Annotated in this window: 15 protein-coding genes; 4 read left to right on the forward strand and 11 right to left on the reverse strand. The window is 41.7% G+C overall.

The window, feature by feature from the left end; all coding sequences use genetic code 11:
* Nucleotides 1-13: 13 nt before the first annotated feature.
* The 5 genes from MHH49_RS02080 to MHH49_RS02100 form a co-directional block, all read right to left on the reverse strand.
* Nucleotides 14-931: a DUF5692 family protein gene (locus MHH49_RS02080; protein ID WP_036675614.1), complete on the reverse strand. Its 918-nt coding sequence runs from the start codon at nt 929-931 to the stop codon at nt 14-16.
* Between the two features lie 295 nt (nt 932-1226).
* Entirely contained in the window at nt 1227-2489 is a 1263-nt protein-coding gene (locus MHH49_RS02085; protein ID WP_081384073.1) for an FAD-dependent oxidoreductase, read from the reverse strand.
* A 3-nt stretch (nt 2490-2492) separates the two neighbouring features.
* Complete coding sequence (locus tag MHH49_RS02090; RefSeq protein WP_076104914.1) at nt 2493-3530, reverse strand: helix-turn-helix domain-containing protein; 1038 nt, start codon at nt 3528-3530, stop codon at nt 2493-2495.
* An 80-nt stretch (nt 3531-3610) separates the two neighbouring features.
* On the reverse strand, nt 3611-4408 hold the full coding sequence (locus tag MHH49_RS02095; RefSeq protein WP_341138768.1) for a metallophosphoesterase family protein: 798 nt from the start codon (nt 4406-4408) through the stop codon (nt 3611-3613).
* A gap of 18 nt (nt 4409-4426) precedes the next feature.
* Nucleotides 4427-4948 carry a MarR family winged helix-turn-helix transcriptional regulator gene (locus MHH49_RS02100; protein WP_341137848.1) on the reverse strand — a complete coding sequence of 174 codons (522 nt, stop codon included), beginning with the start codon at nt 4946-4948 and terminating at the stop codon, nt 4427-4429.
* Nucleotides 4949-5165: 217 nt separating this feature from the next.
* On the opposite strand from MHH49_RS02100, the gene MHH49_RS02105 reads away from it, so the two are divergent.
* Nucleotides 5166-6797 (forward strand): MDR family MFS transporter, encoded by a 1632-nt coding sequence (locus MHH49_RS02105; RefSeq protein WP_036675626.1) that lies wholly within the window; start codon nt 5166-5168, stop codon nt 6795-6797.
* Between the two features lie 73 nt (nt 6798-6870).
* Here the strand turns inward: MHH49_RS02105 and MHH49_RS02110 are convergent, their stop codons facing one another.
* Entirely contained in the window at nt 6871-7338 is a 468-nt protein-coding gene (locus MHH49_RS02110) for a MarR family winged helix-turn-helix transcriptional regulator (protein WP_036675630.1), read from the reverse strand.
* Between the two features lie 141 nt (nt 7339-7479).
* On the opposite strand from MHH49_RS02110, the gene MHH49_RS02115 reads away from it, so the two are divergent.
* Nucleotides 7480-8982, forward strand: a complete 1503-nt coding sequence (locus tag MHH49_RS02115) for an amidase (protein ID WP_076104938.1) — start codon at nt 7480-7482, stop codon at nt 8980-8982.
* A 37-nt stretch (nt 8983-9019) separates the two neighbouring features.
* On the opposite strand, the gene MHH49_RS02120 is transcribed toward MHH49_RS02115, so the two are convergent.
* Entirely contained in the window at nt 9020-9613 is a 594-nt protein-coding gene (locus tag MHH49_RS02120; protein ID WP_036675633.1) for a TetR/AcrR family transcriptional regulator, read from the reverse strand.
* Between the two features lie 165 nt (nt 9614-9778).
* Here MHH49_RS02120 and MHH49_RS02125 point away from each other — a divergent pair, with 165 nt between their 5' ends.
* Together MHH49_RS02125 and MHH49_RS02130 are read left to right on the forward strand one after the other, a co-directional pair.
* Nucleotides 9779-10666: an ABC transporter ATP-binding protein gene (locus tag MHH49_RS02125; protein ID WP_036675634.1), complete on the forward strand. Its 888-nt coding sequence runs from the start codon at nt 9779-9781 to the stop codon at nt 10664-10666.
* Entirely contained in the window at nt 10663-11475 is an 813-nt protein-coding gene (locus tag MHH49_RS02130) for an ABC transporter permease subunit (RefSeq protein ID WP_036675636.1), read from the forward strand. The genes MHH49_RS02125 and MHH49_RS02130 overlap by 4 nt, the downstream gene beginning before the upstream one ends.
* Before the next feature lie 331 nt (nt 11476-11806).
* Here MHH49_RS02130 and MHH49_RS02135 read toward each other — a convergent pair whose 3' ends face one another.
* The 4 genes from MHH49_RS02135 to MHH49_RS02150 all read right to left on the reverse strand — a co-directional run bounded on the left by MHH49_RS02135 (nt 11807) and on the right by MHH49_RS02150 (nt 16024).
* Nucleotides 11807-12766, reverse strand: coding sequence for a glycoside hydrolase family 43 protein (locus tag MHH49_RS02135; protein WP_341137849.1), 960 nt, complete (start codon nt 12764-12766; stop codon nt 11807-11809).
* A gap of 104 nt (nt 12767-12870) precedes the next feature.
* A complete protein-coding gene (locus MHH49_RS02140; protein WP_036675639.1) occupies nt 12871-13767 on the reverse strand; it encodes a carbohydrate ABC transporter permease in 897 nt (298 codons plus the stop codon).
* 54 nt (nt 13768-13821) lie between these two features.
* Nucleotides 13822-14700 (reverse strand): carbohydrate ABC transporter permease, encoded by an 879-nt coding sequence (locus MHH49_RS02145; RefSeq protein WP_036675641.1) that lies wholly within the window; start codon nt 14698-14700, stop codon nt 13822-13824.
* A gap of 79 nt (nt 14701-14779) precedes the next feature.
* Nucleotides 14780-16024, reverse strand: coding sequence for an extracellular solute-binding protein (locus MHH49_RS02150; protein WP_076101554.1), 1245 nt, complete (start codon nt 16022-16024; stop codon nt 14780-14782).
* Nucleotides 16025-16058 lie beyond the last annotated feature (34 nt).

Below are 16058 nucleotides of genomic sequence, written 5' to 3' on the forward strand. Positions count from 1 at the left end.
TATATTATTTCTATTAATTCGCACCCTCTGCAATAGCCTTATAAGCAGCTAAATCCGTATAAACTTCCTCTTTAAGCGGATTGCGTTTATGCTTGATAATTTTATAGAAATGATAACCAAACACTGCAATATTAGCAGCTAAAGATAATGCACTTACTACCCACAGAGCGGTTTCACTATGAGAGGATTGTACAGAGAACTTTGACTCGCCAACAAACGCCGGGAATGACATCGTAAACATCATCCAAATCGCCAAAGTCTGTGCACGATGCTGCAGCCATGCCCCTTTTTTGAAGAAGAACGCCGGGATGGTACAAGAAATCAACAATGCTGCACCTGCATAGAAGGAATGGTCAGAAACTGCATTATATACATAGGCAAAGTTCCAAATGTCATAAGCAATGATCCAGAACCAAAGCTGGTCAGGCCACAACATATCTTTACTCTTATCTTTACTGATCACAATTCCCATCCAACCAGAAATCGTAATAATGTTCAGAATACCTGCGATCCCGTTCATAATGTTCCAAGGACCACCTACCATCATTACGCCATCCACCATACCTTGCAAGCTGTACACTTGGAAATCACGAATAACTGCTTCAAGAATGTTAACTGCAAGGATAATAGCCGGGAACATTAATATATATTTATTTTTGTCCCATCCTTTAACATAACGGATAGCCATAAACCCTATACATCCTGCCAAAGCAGAATATACTTTTACCCAGTGAAACCATGTTCCGGTACTAGAGCCTTCGCCTGCCGTATTCGGCCAGACCGCTATGGTAAGAACAATAGGGACAACTATAAACAGAATGATTGAGAACCACTTGCTCTTCCGTGCGATTTCATTTACAAACATTAATCCTGCTAGTACTACTAACCACATTAGCGCAGAGTACCAGGGAATCGATTCGAATAAAAACATGTTTTACTCCTCCTTGTAGTTTGGTGTATATAATCTGTGTCTCAGGTCCAATATAGTACATCCCTCTTTGAATGATCAAATCGCTTAAAACGTTGATTTATCAGTGTTTTTTTAGTTTCATTTCAAGTTGAGTTTACACAACCATAGCACTAGGATTCGCCAAAGTTTCTACCTTTCTTCTGAGCAATCTATTAGAATGCATGTCTACAGAACTATATACTGCAAACCTAACTTGAATGTAAAAAAAACCTTGTCGACAAATTTCTTTGTGGACAAGGTTCCTCTTTACTATTATTTAAAAGAATCGTTCAACCAAGTGTTTCGCATATACAATACAATTCTCAAGTGTAGGGAAGTTCATGATTTCTCCAGCTAAATAGATATTGTTGTTCCCCTGCATCTGATCAACCCGTTCATAAAACCCCTCATGTAGTGCATTAGAATCCACATGAGGGAAATGCTTCCAACGCTTCATCATATACAGTCGAATGCTCTCTCCGCCCAGCTCGCGAAGTTTATTTTCTACCGTCTCTCGCATTTCCAGATCAGTCATAGCTTCATTCTCTGCTACATAAACCGTAACTAGATCCGTAGTTCCCATATCTGCCCACCGATAGTACCATGCCATCATATGCCCTTTACGTTCAGGGTACATATTCCGGGGGATATAGCCAGAAAGCTCCGGCAGCCCTTTCACTCTGTAGGCATATACCCTAAACCATTCATACGTTATACTCGCTAATAAGGTTTTGTCCTCACTGGACAGGCTAACTGTATCGCCCATTTGCTCTAAAGCTGCTGTATAAATGACCTTGTCAAAATAAAAGATGTCCTGACTCGTCTCTACTCGAACCTGTCCATCTTGTTCTTGCTCCATAAAAAGCACTTCACAAGTCAGGCGGAGATCGTTCACTTGGTCGGCCATTCGTCTTATCAGTTCAGTAACACCCTTAGGCCAGGTTATCATATGAGTAATTTCAATAAACGACAACAGATTATCATAGCTTAGAAATTTCAACACATATGCAGCGGGCACATTATGGATACTACCAAATCCAAAAGTATTAAAATAATGCATGTAGACCTGTTCAAGGACAGACAGCTTATTCTCTGCACACCACTGTGAAAATGGCTGACATAAATCTGGTGGTAAGTGAAGAAATCCCGGTTCTTGGAGAGACTCATAGCGTTTTAGAATATCCGGCAGTCGTTTGAATTCTTGTGTAAACGCCTCTATCTGCTCCATGGGAATCTGTGAAGTTTTTCTCCCATTATTATCAAAAAATCCACGTTCTAACAAGGGTCCCCTATCCATAAGATCAAAATCTCTCATTAAATCCATCGTATGTTTATAGGTAGGCAGGCCGATTAGCGTCCCCATTTCATAACTTTTTCCTTTGTACTCAATAGAATGACACTTTCCTCCTACTCTGTCCGACTTCTCCATGAGGGTAATGTGGGTATATCCTTTTTTCGCTAATTCGTAAGCAGCTGTAACCCCAGAAATCCCTGCACCGATGATCCCAATTCGGTCTTTATTCTTCGTGTTTGTCATCATCCGTTATCTCCTTGTAAATAACCATAATGGCAAAGTTTCTCGTTGTCCCGTATAGGCAAGTGCGACATCCGATGGTATTTTACCTTGATTAGGCCCATCTGTAATTTGCCTGCTGAAGTTGTAGGTTCTCAAGTATTCATGTAAGCGCTTTTCTAAAATTTCAAAAGAATCTATCGTATCATCTACCCAAGCCTGCTGGTAGAATTCTTTGGTCAACACCGCCGCAAATTGCTGCAAGGGCTGAAATATCTCTGTTTGGTCTACCGTTATAGCTACTTGATTAATATTGTTCTTATGTAAAAATTCACTATATTTATGTTTTCCTCTGTCCCAGTTCGTAATGAATTCACGGCTTTTGTTCGTAACCAGATTATCGATATGAAAATCTAATGTCTTCATCAATGGGAGAACTTTCAGATGCATAAAATCTATAAAATGAATGGTAGACTTACGATTGTATAGCTTAACTAGACCTAGTCTGGAGTAGGCATCATAAATTACATATTGATATACCTTTCCGACCCTCGGGAAAACTCCCAAATAGCTGATACTCTGCTGACACATATACCCGGGATGAGCATTTATCGGATTCTTCATCTTATAATCTAGTGTTCTCCGTTTCTCTTTAAATCCTTTAGTGAGAGTGGATTGTGCGCCATCCCTCTTCTTTGCTTTGATTTGATTGGCGTAAGCTTCACGCTCTATTCGTTTATTTAGTCCGTTTCGACGTAGTACATTATAAATACCCGATTCCCCTATTTGCATACCTTCATCTTGCAGTTCATAAAAGATGCGTCTAGGCCCATCCTCAGGAAATCTGGCGACGTACTGCAAAATCAATCTTTCCGTTTTCTTATCTACTTTATTAGGCATTACCGGCTTTTTTTTCTTCTCCCCAAGTCCATCCATTCCATGTTGTTGATAAGCTTTAGACCACTTATAATAGATCGTCCGGGAAATGCCAAACTCCTTACAGGTTTCGCTCACATTCTTGCTGATGGCCCCTTGCATGAGGATATGATATTTGCTGTTTGCATTCACCTATTTGCACCCCTCCTATCTTTATTTTATACATAGTTAACGTTTAATTCATTACTATTCTAAAAAAAATGGGAGAACGCTCAAAGCGTCTCACCATTCCGAACAAAATGCGTTATGTATTTCCCTGCGGAAATCTCCAAGCAATTTAGTCGTTGGCCATATGCGCAGCCACCATCTATGCCAATTTTATCTCCAAGTGGACTAAACCAAATTTCTTCTGAATCATGCAGATCCATCGTCGAAGTATGACCGAAAACAACCGTTTTGTTAGTGCTAACTACCGGATTCTTATAAAAGGGTTCTCTAATCCAGATAAAATCATAAGGGTCCTGCTGCTTCCAATCCTCTATTAATGGATTAATGCCCGCATGAACAAAAATATGTTCTTCCGTCTCATGATAAAGCGGCAATGTGCTTAGAAAGTCTATATGATGTCTATAGTCCCGCCTAATTTTTTCTTTTAGCTGCATATAATCCTTCCAGCCAAAATCCTCCTGCAAACCTTCGGAGCCCGCCTCACAATAACTCATCAGCGTATGAAATCCGCCATTAGTAAGCCAATGGGTATCCAATTTATCATCTTCGCCGGTGAGCGCATCGCAAGCCATTTTATCGTGATTTCCTTTGAGAACTATAGCTCCACATTCTTGCTGCAGAGTCATCACTTCCTCCACAATTCCTTTACTGTCCAGCCCTCTATCCACATAATCTCCCATCAAGATAAGCTTATCCTCCGCTGGGCGATAATTCACTTTTGATAACAGTGCATTGAATTCTACATAACTTCCGTGAATGTCACTAATTGCTAATATTCTGATGATAATCGCTCCTTGCTCTAAGATGCAAAAAAAGATGTTCCCGCGGGTGTGCAGGAATATCTTTTGATGTTGGGCTTTTTATACTGATTCTATAACTAATGACTCTTCATCCGACTGTGGAAAAAAATGACGGCTTCTGACCTCATGCACCGCTTCTTGAAAACGATCGCACAAAAAGATCAGCTGGTCGATCTCTTCCTTACCGACCTTTTGCGTGATTTCACTCAAAATACCGGAATAGGATGCCATCTGCCTGCTATAAATCTGCTCTCCAAGCTCACTCAAACAGATATATACGACCCGACGATCTGTCTCGGATGTTGTACGTACTACGTAACCTTTTTCCTCCAAAGTATTTGCCATTTGCGTGGCAGTAGGTCTACTTATCTGGAGCAGGTCACTTAATTTAGAAATCATAACTCCCCGGTGCTGTTTGTCACCTTCGGTCGCTTTCTTTTGCTTCATTACAGTGTGAATGACGTACATCATAACAAACTCTCTATACGATACTACATCAATCGAGTAGGGGCGAGCAGTCAGACGCTTTATATTTTCAAGGGCTATGATAAGCTTCTGCTCTTGATTGTCATGGGTATCCATAGGGCACCTCCAATATACCTCAATCTAATTAGATTACTTACCTATTCCCAAAAAATCAAGTCAAATTCAAATTCTCTTTAAATTAAAATTTAATAATTAACCTGTTGTGCTAATTGATGAATTTGTGTATTATACATAAATGATAGTTTGGCTACCTAATTATTACGACATGAATTCCCAAACTACAATATATAGAAGTTAAAGGAGAGGAACTGCTCTGGAGCATCTCACTCAGAAAAAGAAAGTTACAATTATGATTGCTTTAATGGCGGCTATGTTTTTCGCAGCAATCAACCAGACAATTGTGGGCACAGCAATGCCCCGAATTATTGCGATGCTTGGAGGCATTGAACATTATACCTGGGTAATTACCATCTATATGCTCACCTCAACCATTGCTACCGTACTTGTCGGTAAGTTATCCGATATTTACGGAAGAAAGCCCTTCCTGTTATCAGGGATTGTCATTTTTATTATAGGTGCGTTCCTATCCGGATTGTCGACCAACATTTTTCAAATGATCACTTATCGCGGGATTCAAGGTCTAGGCGGCGGGATTCTCATGTCGGCTACCGTAACCGCTGTAGGTGATTTGTTCGCTCCAAGAGAGAGAGCCAAGTGGACTGGAATTATGATGGCGATATTTGGTTTCTCCAGCGTAATTGGTCCTACTCTTGGCGGATTCATGGTAGATCACATGGCTTGGAAATGGATCTTCTGGATCTTCTTGCCTTTCGGTATCGTGGCCTTCTTTATGATTTTGAAAATGTTCCCTAAAACAACGCGTTCTACATCTGAGTCCATTGACTATTTAGGCTCCATTTTCCTTTCCCTGACCATCGTTGCGCTCTTGCTCGGCTTTTCATGGGCAGGAACAAAATATGACTGGGGTTCTCCGGAGATTCTCGGCTTGTTTGGGGCTTCCATTCTGGGTCTGATTATCCTGATTCTGATTGAGCGTAAAGCTAAGAGCCCCGTATTGCCATTATCCTTATTTAAAAACTCCATCGTATCCATCTCAATGATTGTCGGTTTCCTGATGAATGCCGGTATGATGGGCGCAATGATCTACCTGCCCTTCTTTGTGCAAGGGGTAGAGGGCGTCTCCCCAACTAAATCTGGTTTTATCAATATGCCAATGTCACTTACTATGATTGTACTAAGTACTTTAGTGGGAAGATGGATCTCCAAAACAGGAAAATATAAACGTTATGCTCTAATGGGGATGCCATTCATGGTTGTAGCCATGATATTAATGGCCTTTATGAGTAACATTGCTACGGCTGTAGTCAGCATGATTATCTTCGGGGTTGGGTTAGGACTATCGATGCCCGTATTTACTCTAACCGTACAAAATGCTGTTGCTCCTTCAATGCTAGGTGTTGCTACTGCTACAAATACTTTATTCCGTAATTTAGGTGGAACCATAGGTATTGCCATCATGGGTACCATTATGAACTCCTCATTAACGAAAAAATTAGAGGCAGCGGTATCTTCAGGCAAAGGTCCGGATTTATCCAAACTCGATCCTGAATCCGCTAAACAGCTTTCTGCATTTATGAACCCTCAAATGTTGCTAGATCAACCTAAACTAAAGGAATTGCATGCAACACTGCCAGAGCAAATCCAGCCGCTCTTCAATCAATTGATTGAGATGCTGCGGAACGCACTGAGCGATTCCCTGACAGTTGTGTTCTTAAGTGGTACGGCGCTGTTAGTTATCGCAGCACTGCTCGTTCTGTTCCTTAAAGAGATTCCATTACGTAGTGGAGAGAAAAAAATGGAGGCACACGCAGAGGATAAAACCGGGAGTAAAAAACTCGAAAAATCTGTGCCTGCTGCACATTAATCACAAATAACCTTACATTAGAGATGTCCGTAAACAGCTTAGGCTGTGCAGCATCTCTTTTTGATAAGAAGGGCTAGGATTCGTTTGATTGATCATTCAATTCTTCGAAGTAAACGTAAACTCCGTTTAACAGCTCCATTAACGTATCCGTCTGTTCTTTGCCCATGTAATCAATCATACCTTTAAAGGTATTCCGGGATTTCGTTACGGCCATCTCAGCCAGATGCTCCCCTTTTTCCGTAAGCGTGATCTCACTAACTCGGCGATCCTGTGCATCGGAAGTACGCACCACATATCCTTGTGCAATCAGACTATTGAGCATTTGGGTAACCGTAGGAGAGGTGACTTTCAGAAACTTGCTAATCTCCGAAACCGTCTGTCCCTTCTTCCCTTCCCGTTCTTTACCAAGCTTTAAAGAAACCAACATCCGGACCTCACTTGGCTTCAAGCCCCAAATCGTAGTTTTACGCCAGTTCATTCTAGCGAATTGTTGGAAAGCCTCCATTAATCCATCCACATTCTGATATTTCTCTTCGTTCATCAGTACACCCCATAAAATCATTTAACACTAAGTATAGCCTAATATGACGTAAAAAAGAATTGATAGATGTCAGATTACCCATTTTCAAAAAATAACTAATGGGATGTATAATATAATAATCATCCTAAATTGAAAGTGGGTATTAATTTGACCTTTTCTTACTCTACCTATGACGCTCTAGGACTTGCTTCACTTGTCAAAGCACGTGAAATTTCACCTCGTGAGCTGGTCGAAGCCGCCTTTGCTCGGTTAGATGAGGTCAATCCGGTCATAAATGCGGTGGTGCGCACCCGCCGGGAAGCTGCTCTTAGAGAAGCCGACGAGATGCCTGTTCAGGATAACACTCGGCCGTTTGCTGGCGTTCCGTTTCTATTAAAGGATATTTCCCAATCTATCGCTGGCGAGCCCATCACTTGTGGGGCTATGCTGATGAAGAACAATGTCGCGCGGTGGGATTCAAATTATGTTGCACGGATTAGGAAAGCCGGCTTCATTCCACTTGGCCATACGAACACACCAGAGTTCGGCTTAAAAAACATTACAGAGAATGTCCTCCATGGACCTGCTCGTAATCCTTGGAATCTCGAATATTCTCCTGGAGGTTCGAGTGGCGGAGCCGCGGCAGCTGTTGCTTCTGGTATCGTTCCAGTAGCAGGAGCCAGTGATGGTGGTGGGTCCATCCGTATTCCCGCCTCATTCACAGGCTTATTCGGACTTAAACCCACGCGCGGGCGCACACCAGTAGGACCCGGAGTCGGCCGTCAATGGCAAGGGGCTTCTATTGATTTTGCCTTAACCCGGTCCGTTCGCGATAGCGCTGCTATGTTAGATCTGCTGCAGGTTGTGCAGCCAGAAGCCGCCTTCCAGACTCCGTTATATCCGGGCGTATATCTGGATGATCTGTTTAAGCCTACGCAACGTAAACTACGAATTGGATTTACGACTGCTTCCCCAGTAGGTACGCCTGTCTCTGAAGAGGCCGTAAATGCTGTTCTCAAAACCGTGAAATGGCTCGAAGCTGAAGGACATGCGGTTGAAGAAACAGAAAGTCCTGTGAATGGCACAAGACTGATGGAGAACTACTATACGATGAATGCCGGAGAGGTAGCAGCCATGTTCGTCTCCCTGGAGAGAAATATGGGACGTTCCATAACTGCTGACGATGTCGATATCATTACGTGGGTTCTTGGTGAGACCGGAAAAAATGTTTCAGCGGCCGAATTCGTACATAGTCTGGATGAATGGGACGTTGCAGCCGCCCAAATGGCGGAACTGTTTAATCATTACGACTTATATATAACACCTACGAATGCAAACTCCGCTCCCAAAATTGGTGAATTAACGCATAAACCTGCAGAGATAGCAAAGCTGCTGCACGTAAACGAATTGCCAAAAGAAGAACAGAGCCGCTTAATTTACGAGATGTTTGAGCCAAGCCTAACCTATACACCGTTCACCCAGCTCGCAAATCTGACAGGCCAGCCAGCAATGAGTGTGCCCGTCCATAAGTCAGCAACTGGCCTGCCGCTAGGCGTTCAAGTCATGGCGAACAAAGGCCGTGAAGATTTGCTGCTTCAGCTTGCTGCCCAGCTTGAACAATCCGCTCTTTGGGTCGGCATGAATGGGAATCCGCTGTTGACCTGATCAATTAAGGGTGATGTTCACGTAGCTCAAGCTCCCCTTACTCTTTCCCGCAAATGCCATAGAAGAAAATATGGATGGCTTCCTCGATGAAGGCATCCATATCTTCCTGTTTGCTAGCTTCGTCTAGAAGTTCACCCGCATTACGCATATACATCCCCATTAGTGAAAGTATCCCTTTGGTGGATACTTTATTTGAGATTTCTCCCCGGGCTTTCCCATCCTCAACCATCTTCACCAGCACCGGCAAAATGTCATTCGCATATCGTTCCTCAATATAACGGAACATTTCTTGATCCTCAACCATAAGCTCCTTCACAGTCGCGGGAGATAAACCGCTGTAAGTTTGCCTTTCCATGGTTAGAATGTAACCAATAATCTCCTTTAGAGAATGCTCTTGATAAATGTAATCTTCAAACTCCTGAATTTCCTTCTGAACAAAGTCCTTAAAAGACTCACTAAGCAGCGCTTCCTTACTGCCAAAATAATTATAAATCGTCACCTGAGAGACTCCTGCTTCTTTCGCAATATCTGCGATCCGTAGACGTTTGGGTTCCCAGCTCTTGAGCATCTCCATAGTAGTTTTCATAATTTTGAATTTAATCTGTGCTGCTCTCTTCTCAAATCCATTCATAGCTTCCACCCTAACTTCGTTATTAAGTATGCGTATTTAAATTTAATGAAATATTCCATTTCAATTATTTCATAATTATATTGACTTCATTAACCACTAGGAATAATATAACATATGAAATATTCAATTCATATTAGTTCATTATTTTGCGGCGGGGGTGGCGGCATGCTGGTTGTAGAAGGCTTAACTAAACGATTTTCGAATGGCAAAGGAATCGAAGATGTAACATTTACCGTAAACAAAGGCGAGGTTTTTGGATTTCTAGGTCCTAACGGCGCGGGTAAATCGACAACTATACGGCATATCATGGGTTTTATGAAACCAGATCAAGGGCATGCGAGTATCCATGGGCTTGATGTATGGAAGGCACAAGGGACAGTCCAGAAGCATATTGGCTACTTACCCGGTGAAATTAACTTTTTTGATGGGATGACGGGCCTTTCTTTCCTTAAATTCATGTCAGCCATGCAGGGAATCAAAAATACTACCAAACGCGAGCAGCTGATTGAACGCTTGCAATTTGATGCCACAACTCCGATCCGAAAAATGTCAAAGGGAATGAAGCAAAAGGTCGGAATCGTCGCTGCTTTTATGCACAGTCCTGAAGTTATTATTCTGGATGAACCTACCTCGGGTCTCGACCCGCTCATGCAAAAGGTATTTATTGATCTGGTACTGGAGGAAAAATCAGCCGGAACTACCTTTCTCATGTCCTCACACAGCTTTCAGGAAATTGAACGCACCTGTGACCGCGCCGCAATTATTAAAGACGGACGGATTATCACCGTAAAAAATATTCATGAACTACAATCGATGCAACGGAAGCTGTTTGAGGTCATTTTTGCGAATAGTGAAGATGCAGTGGATTTTGCCGCCTCCGGCCTACAAGTGGAAGCTCATGAGGGAAATAGGGTCCGCATAGCTGTGCAAGGCAATTATGATCGATTCATCCGGGAAACTGGAAAATACAATATCCGCAGCATCGACGTATTCACGCAGAATCTAGAGGACATCTTCATGGACTATTATGACCGTGAGGGGGCAGTGCAATGAATCTTCCGCTCTATAAGGAAATGATGCGAGTGAACCTGAAAGGAATATTGAATTACGCCTTTGGTTCTGCCTTCTATATTCTGTTTATGATCTGGCTTTATCCAGGGATTGCGGGGAGTACACAAGCAATTGATGACCTTATTAAGGCGATGCCAGAGGGTGTGGGTAAAGCCTTTGGGTTAAATAGCGGATTTACCAGTGCTGAAGCTTTTATCTCCGGAGAATATTATGGACTTATACTAGTTCTGATTCTTTCCATAGTTTGTGTGCAAATGTCAACGCAGCTTATGGCTCGACTCGTGGATCGCGGTTCCATGGCTTATCTGCTCATAGCCCCAACTACACGGAGAAAAGTCGCTACCACGCAGGCACTTGTTCTCACTACAGCATTACTCTTAATTATGGGTGTAACCACCCTCGCCGGATTATTAGGTAAAGCATGGTTCCTTGGCAGTGAATATGACTTTAACAGCGGTCGCTTCGCTCAGCTGAATACCGTGGCGTTTTTATTATTTTTTGCGGTAGGCGGCCTTACCTTTCTCGTGTCCTCTGTATGTAATGACGAGAAAAAAGCGCTCGGAATTTCCGGCGCCATCGCCTTCGGATTTTTCACTCTGGATCTACTCGGTAAAATAAGCGACAAACTGGAAGGGCTGCGTTTCCTAACCTTATTCTCCTTTTATCAACCCGGGGAAATCGTTCAGGGCAACGTGGAGATTATTCAGGTCTCCAGTTGGCTGCTGTTGATCGGAGTGCTCACCTTTTCCTTGGGAGTAGAGCTGTTCAGAAGACGGGATCTTCCATTATAAGAGTACCTCATTTGATCAACTCGCTTTTACGCGTTCCCGAAGCAACTATCGGACACAGTTGACCTTAAATGCAACTTTATCACAAATTTGCGTACCTAACGGACCCTAAAGTCGTTATTGGCTTGAAGATCAGCAAAAACGAACCTTTTCTAAAGGAATAGCTGCACTGGGGTCCGCAACCTTACTCAAATGACTAAAAAATTGCAAATAGCGTCAGCTGAGTCCTTAAGCCTCAGGAGGGTTATAACTATGACTCTTATAAAAAACAACAGAGCAGTGTTTCTCCACTGGGAGAATCATTGCTCTGTTGTTTTATGCGACAAATCCCTTTTTATTTCGTATCCGGTTTAGGTACACCAAAGTTTGGCGTTCCGTCTTCATTCCACTGGATTACTTGCACACGTGCGTGACGATTCGGATCGTAAAGCGGATCACCGACAATTTCCTTATAGCTTCTAGCATGGAAAACCAGGATATCCTGTGTGCCATCCTCAGAGACAGTAAAGCTATTATGTCCTGGACCATATTGGCCGTTTTCCTCAGAAGTCGTAAACACAGGTTCAGGTGTCTTGACCCATGATTTTGGATCCATTAAATCACTATTTTCATCAGCAGTCAACAATCCCATACAGTAGTTGTGATCTGTTGCACTAGCTGAGAATGTCATGAAAATACGTCCATTACGCTTAAGGATTGCCGCGCCTTCGTTCACCAAAAATCCGATTTTTTCCCAATCGTATTCAGGAGTAGTGATGCACACCTGCTCACCTTTTAGTGTCCAAGGGTTCTCCATTTCGGAAATATAAATATTTGAATTGCCAGGGATAGCAGGATCTTTTTGTGCCCAAACGTAATATCTAACTCCTTTATGCTCAAAAGTTGTTGCATCCAAGGCAAAAGATTCCCATTTTGTTTTTATTTGACCCTTTTCCACCCATTCACCTTCTAAAGGATTTGCGGATGGGTTTTCTAACGCAAACATGCGATGATCAAATAAACCGTCTTTCGTATCAGAGGTATGTGCAGCTGCATAATATACGTACCATTTTCCATCAATATAATGAATCTCTGGCGCCCAAATATTAGCACTCATCAAACCCGTTTCATGCTTAACCCAAATGGTCTTTCCTTCAGCCTCAGCCAATCCTTGAATGGATTCAGAACGGCGAAGCTCAATTCTATCGAACTCTGGAACTGAAGCTATGAAATAGTAGTAACCATCAGTATGTTTATAGATCCAAGGATCTGCTCGTTGCTCAACTAGTGGATTTTTTACATTAAATTCTCTCACAATGACAACTCCTATATTTATCTCTTTTTTTATATTTGCAGGTCACCAAAACACACCCTTCCTTATAAGAAGTCAAGGTGTATTTAAGTTTAAGTTCATTCGATCTAACCTTTGATACCCGAATTCAGGTTGATGGATTGAACGAAGTATTTTTGTGCAAAAACGAATAGCAGCAATGTTGGAATAATCGCCATGATTGCCGAGCCCATTAATTGTCCGATCATACGATAGTTTCCGTAGATGTCTTGCAATAAGAGCAAACCAGCGGTAATTGGCATTTTGTCTACATCTGTGTACACGATAACCGGCCAGAGGAAGTCATTCCAAGATCCAGTAAAGGAGAACAATCCGCAAACAATTAGTATTGGTTTAACTAACGGCAATATAATTTGCGCGAAAATTCTAAAGTCACTTGCACCATCAACTTTAGCCGATTCATCTAATTCTTTTGGGATACCGTTCATAAACTGTCTGACCAAGAAGATATTACCCATACCCGCAAGACCAGGGATAATCATAGCCCAGGAAGTGTTCACCCAACCAAAGGAGTCAATGATTTTATACGAAGGAATCAAGTTAACAACACCCGGGAAGAAGGAGATCCCCAGCAAAGTAAAGAACAATGTGTCTCTTCCTTTAAACTTAATACGGGTGTAACCAAAACCTGTAATCGAAATAACAATAACAACCAGAATGGTGTGAGATGTAGCAATAAACAATGAGTTACCTAACCAACGTAGAATTGGAGCTGTAGAAGTATTGTTTAGGATCGTAACGTAGTTCTCAAAGACCCACTCTTTAGGAAATAGTCTAAAGCCCGAGGATACTACTTCCGTTTGTGATCTAAATGAGGTGGAAATCCCGAATATAACAGGAATGATCCAAATCACACATAGGATACCTAGAAATATATAGGATATATATTTTGAAATACTTACACTGGAGGAGCCTTTTATTTTGCCTGTTGTATTTACAACTGGATTTACTGCCTGGTTTGACATTTTAGTACACCTACCTTTTCCATTTCCTTGTTAGTCAATTAGTTTCTGCGAACCCTATGAAGCATTTCGGTTCATTACATAATATTGCAGTGCTGAGATCACCAAAATAACTAATCCCAGTAAAACTGCCATAGCTGATGCCATCCCGGCGATGGATTCACCGTTACCGAAAGCTAATTGACGAATATACATCATTAGAACGTGTGTACTTTGTCGAGGTCCACCATCGGTCATCATTAACGGTTGGCCGAATACATTAAAGGCACCCGCAGTTGTCATAACAAAGGTATAAATTAATGGAAAACGAATAGATGGCAAGGTAATACTGGTGAATCTTTTAATTGAACCCGCACCATCGAGCTCCGCTGATTCATATAACTCTTGAGCCACGCCACTTAAGGAAGCACGATAGATAATCATGTTGCCCCCAATACCACCCCATAAAGTAATTACAATGATAATAATCCACGCATAGGGTTGATTTGCAGGCCAAGCAATTTGTGATCCAAACAGATTACCAGTGATCCCTAGTTGCTTATTAAAGATCAACAGCCAAATCAGTGCTGCCGCAGAAATTGAAATCAAGCCAGGAATATAAAGAATAGATTGAATTAAGCTCTTCATTTTAACTTTTTTATGCTCCAACGCCACCGCGACCATTAATGGAATAATAATCAGCAACGGAACAGACAGAGCAACGAAAATCAATGTGTTTTTTAGGCCTCTGAAAAATTGAGTATGAAAGGTTGATCCGCCGTCAAAAAGAATAGCTTTATAGTTATCAAAGCCTACCCATACCGGATCACTCATTAAATTCCATTTTGTAAATGAAGCATAAATCCCATAAATCGTTGGCAATAAAATGAAGACAGCAAACAAAATGACATGCGGACCTACAAAGAAAGCAGGTGCCCAATTGATTTTCTTTTTCATAGGAATTCATTTCTCCTTTTGCACAAAGTAATGCACCATAACATGGCACATTACTTCGTACAATCTATTCTATTTTGCTTTATTTTGCTGCACTGCTGCTTTCCGCAATTTTATCTTCAACAAATTTTTGCATCGTTGCCAAAGTCTCATCAATATCAACGTTGCCACGCACGATATCCGCACAGTAAGTATCTACAGCTTCCGCAATGTATGGGTAGTATTCATATGTGTAAATGTAAAGGGATTCGATTTCTTTTTCATCAGATGTAAAGAAGGATTGCATAAAGTCTTTGTACTCAGGGCTTTGGTTAACTACGTTACTTGCTACGTTTTGTCCAGCTTTTGCCCATTCCATCGAATTCGTACGAACATATTCCAAGAAGTTAGCAATACCTACTTCTTTTTCGTCTGTTCTCTTATCATTTTTCAACATAGCGAACAAGTGAGAAGAAGATCTGTTGGTGAATTTGTCAGGAGTAGGAGAATAAACATTGGTCACGCCAAAGTTCAAACCTTCAACCCCAGCATGTGCTGTAGAACTCCAAGTTCCGTCTGTCGAGAAAAGTACATTTTGAGATTGGAACATCAAGTAACCGTCTTCACCAAATGGAGTCATAAGGCCAGCATCGGCGATTTTCTTAACATTTTCAAACGCTTGTTTAAAGACAGGGGTGTTAACAGCCGGTTTTCCATCAACTTGGATATCGCCGCCCAAATCTTGAATTTGAGCCAAGATAACCCAGCCCAGCAAAGCATCATTAACTACGTAATCGCCTTCATCCAATTTACCTTGTAAGGAAAGCATTTCATCAATAGTAACCACGTTATCATCCAAGAAAGATTCAGCATTATACTTTTTCAGCAAATCTTTATTGTAATACATTACGTTACTATGAATATCAAGAGGAACTGTGTATTGAGTTCCATCGATATTACCAGTGTTCCAAGCTTGTGGTAAGTAATTTTCAGCTTTCAGTTCAGGTTGTGCTGGCAATACGGTATCTTGCATGGATTCCAGTACACCTTGTTTAACAAATCCAGGAACACGGTCAGCATGGATAATTGCTAAATCAGGAACACCTTTGCTAGATGCCAAAACTGTAGAAATCTTTGTGTACATATCAGCCGTAATAACATGTTTTACTTTAATTTCGGGATTCGTTGCATTGTAGTTTTTAACAATTTGATCCATATAAGCACCGTCATCACCGGTCAGCGGTGTCCAGAACGTAATCGTCTTACTATCATCTTTACCACCGCATCCTGCCAAAACTGTCGATAATGTTAGAACCGTTGCTAATAAAACTCCAAATTTCTTTTTCATTACTCTCTCCCCCTGCAGCTGTAATGTTAAGATA

The sequence above is a fragment of the Paenibacillus sp. FSL F4-0122 genome, from assembly GCF_038002845.1.
In the GTDB taxonomy this organism is placed as follows: Bacteria; Bacillota; Bacilli; order Paenibacillales; family Paenibacillaceae; genus Paenibacillus_AQ; species Paenibacillus_AQ odorifer.

What these genes read in the sequence shown, in the direction of transcription:
- MHH49_RS02110 (WP_036675630.1), bottom strand. Translation starts at nt 7,338, where the DNA reads ATGAACGAAGAGAAATATCAGAATGTGGATGGATTAATGGAGGCTTTC.
- MHH49_RS02145 (WP_036675641.1), bottom strand. Translation starts at nt 14,700, where the DNA reads ATGAAAAAGAAAATCAATTGGGCACCTGCTTTCTTTGTAGGTCCGCAT.
- MHH49_RS02150 (WP_076101554.1), bottom strand. Translation starts at nt 16,024, where the DNA reads ATGAAAAAGAAATTTGGAGTTTTATTAGCAACGGTTCTAACATTATCG.
- MHH49_RS02120 (WP_036675633.1), bottom strand. Translation starts at nt 9,613, where the DNA reads ATGAATGGATTTGAGAAGAGAGCAGCACAGATTAAATTCAAAATTATG.
- MHH49_RS02085 (WP_081384073.1), bottom strand. Translation starts at nt 2,489, where the DNA reads ATGATGACAAACACGAAGAATAAAGACCGAATTGGGATCATCGGTGCA.
- MHH49_RS02125 (WP_036675634.1), top strand. Translation starts at nt 9,779, where the DNA reads ATGCTGGTTGTAGAAGGCTTAACTAAACGATTTTCGAATGGCAAAGGA.
- MHH49_RS02100 (WP_341137848.1), bottom strand. Translation starts at nt 4,948, where the DNA reads ATGGATACCCATGACAATCAAGAGCAGAAGCTTATCATAGCCCTTGAA.
- MHH49_RS02130 (WP_036675636.1), top strand. Translation starts at nt 10,663, where the DNA reads ATGAATCTTCCGCTCTATAAGGAAATGATGCGAGTGAACCTGAAAGGA.
- MHH49_RS02080 (WP_036675614.1), bottom strand. Translation starts at nt 931, where the DNA reads ATGTTTTTATTCGAATCGATTCCCTGGTACTCTGCGCTAATGTGGTTA.
- MHH49_RS02140 (WP_036675639.1), bottom strand. Translation starts at nt 13,767, where the DNA reads ATGTCAAACCAGGCAGTAAATCCAGTTGTAAATACAACAGGCAAAATA.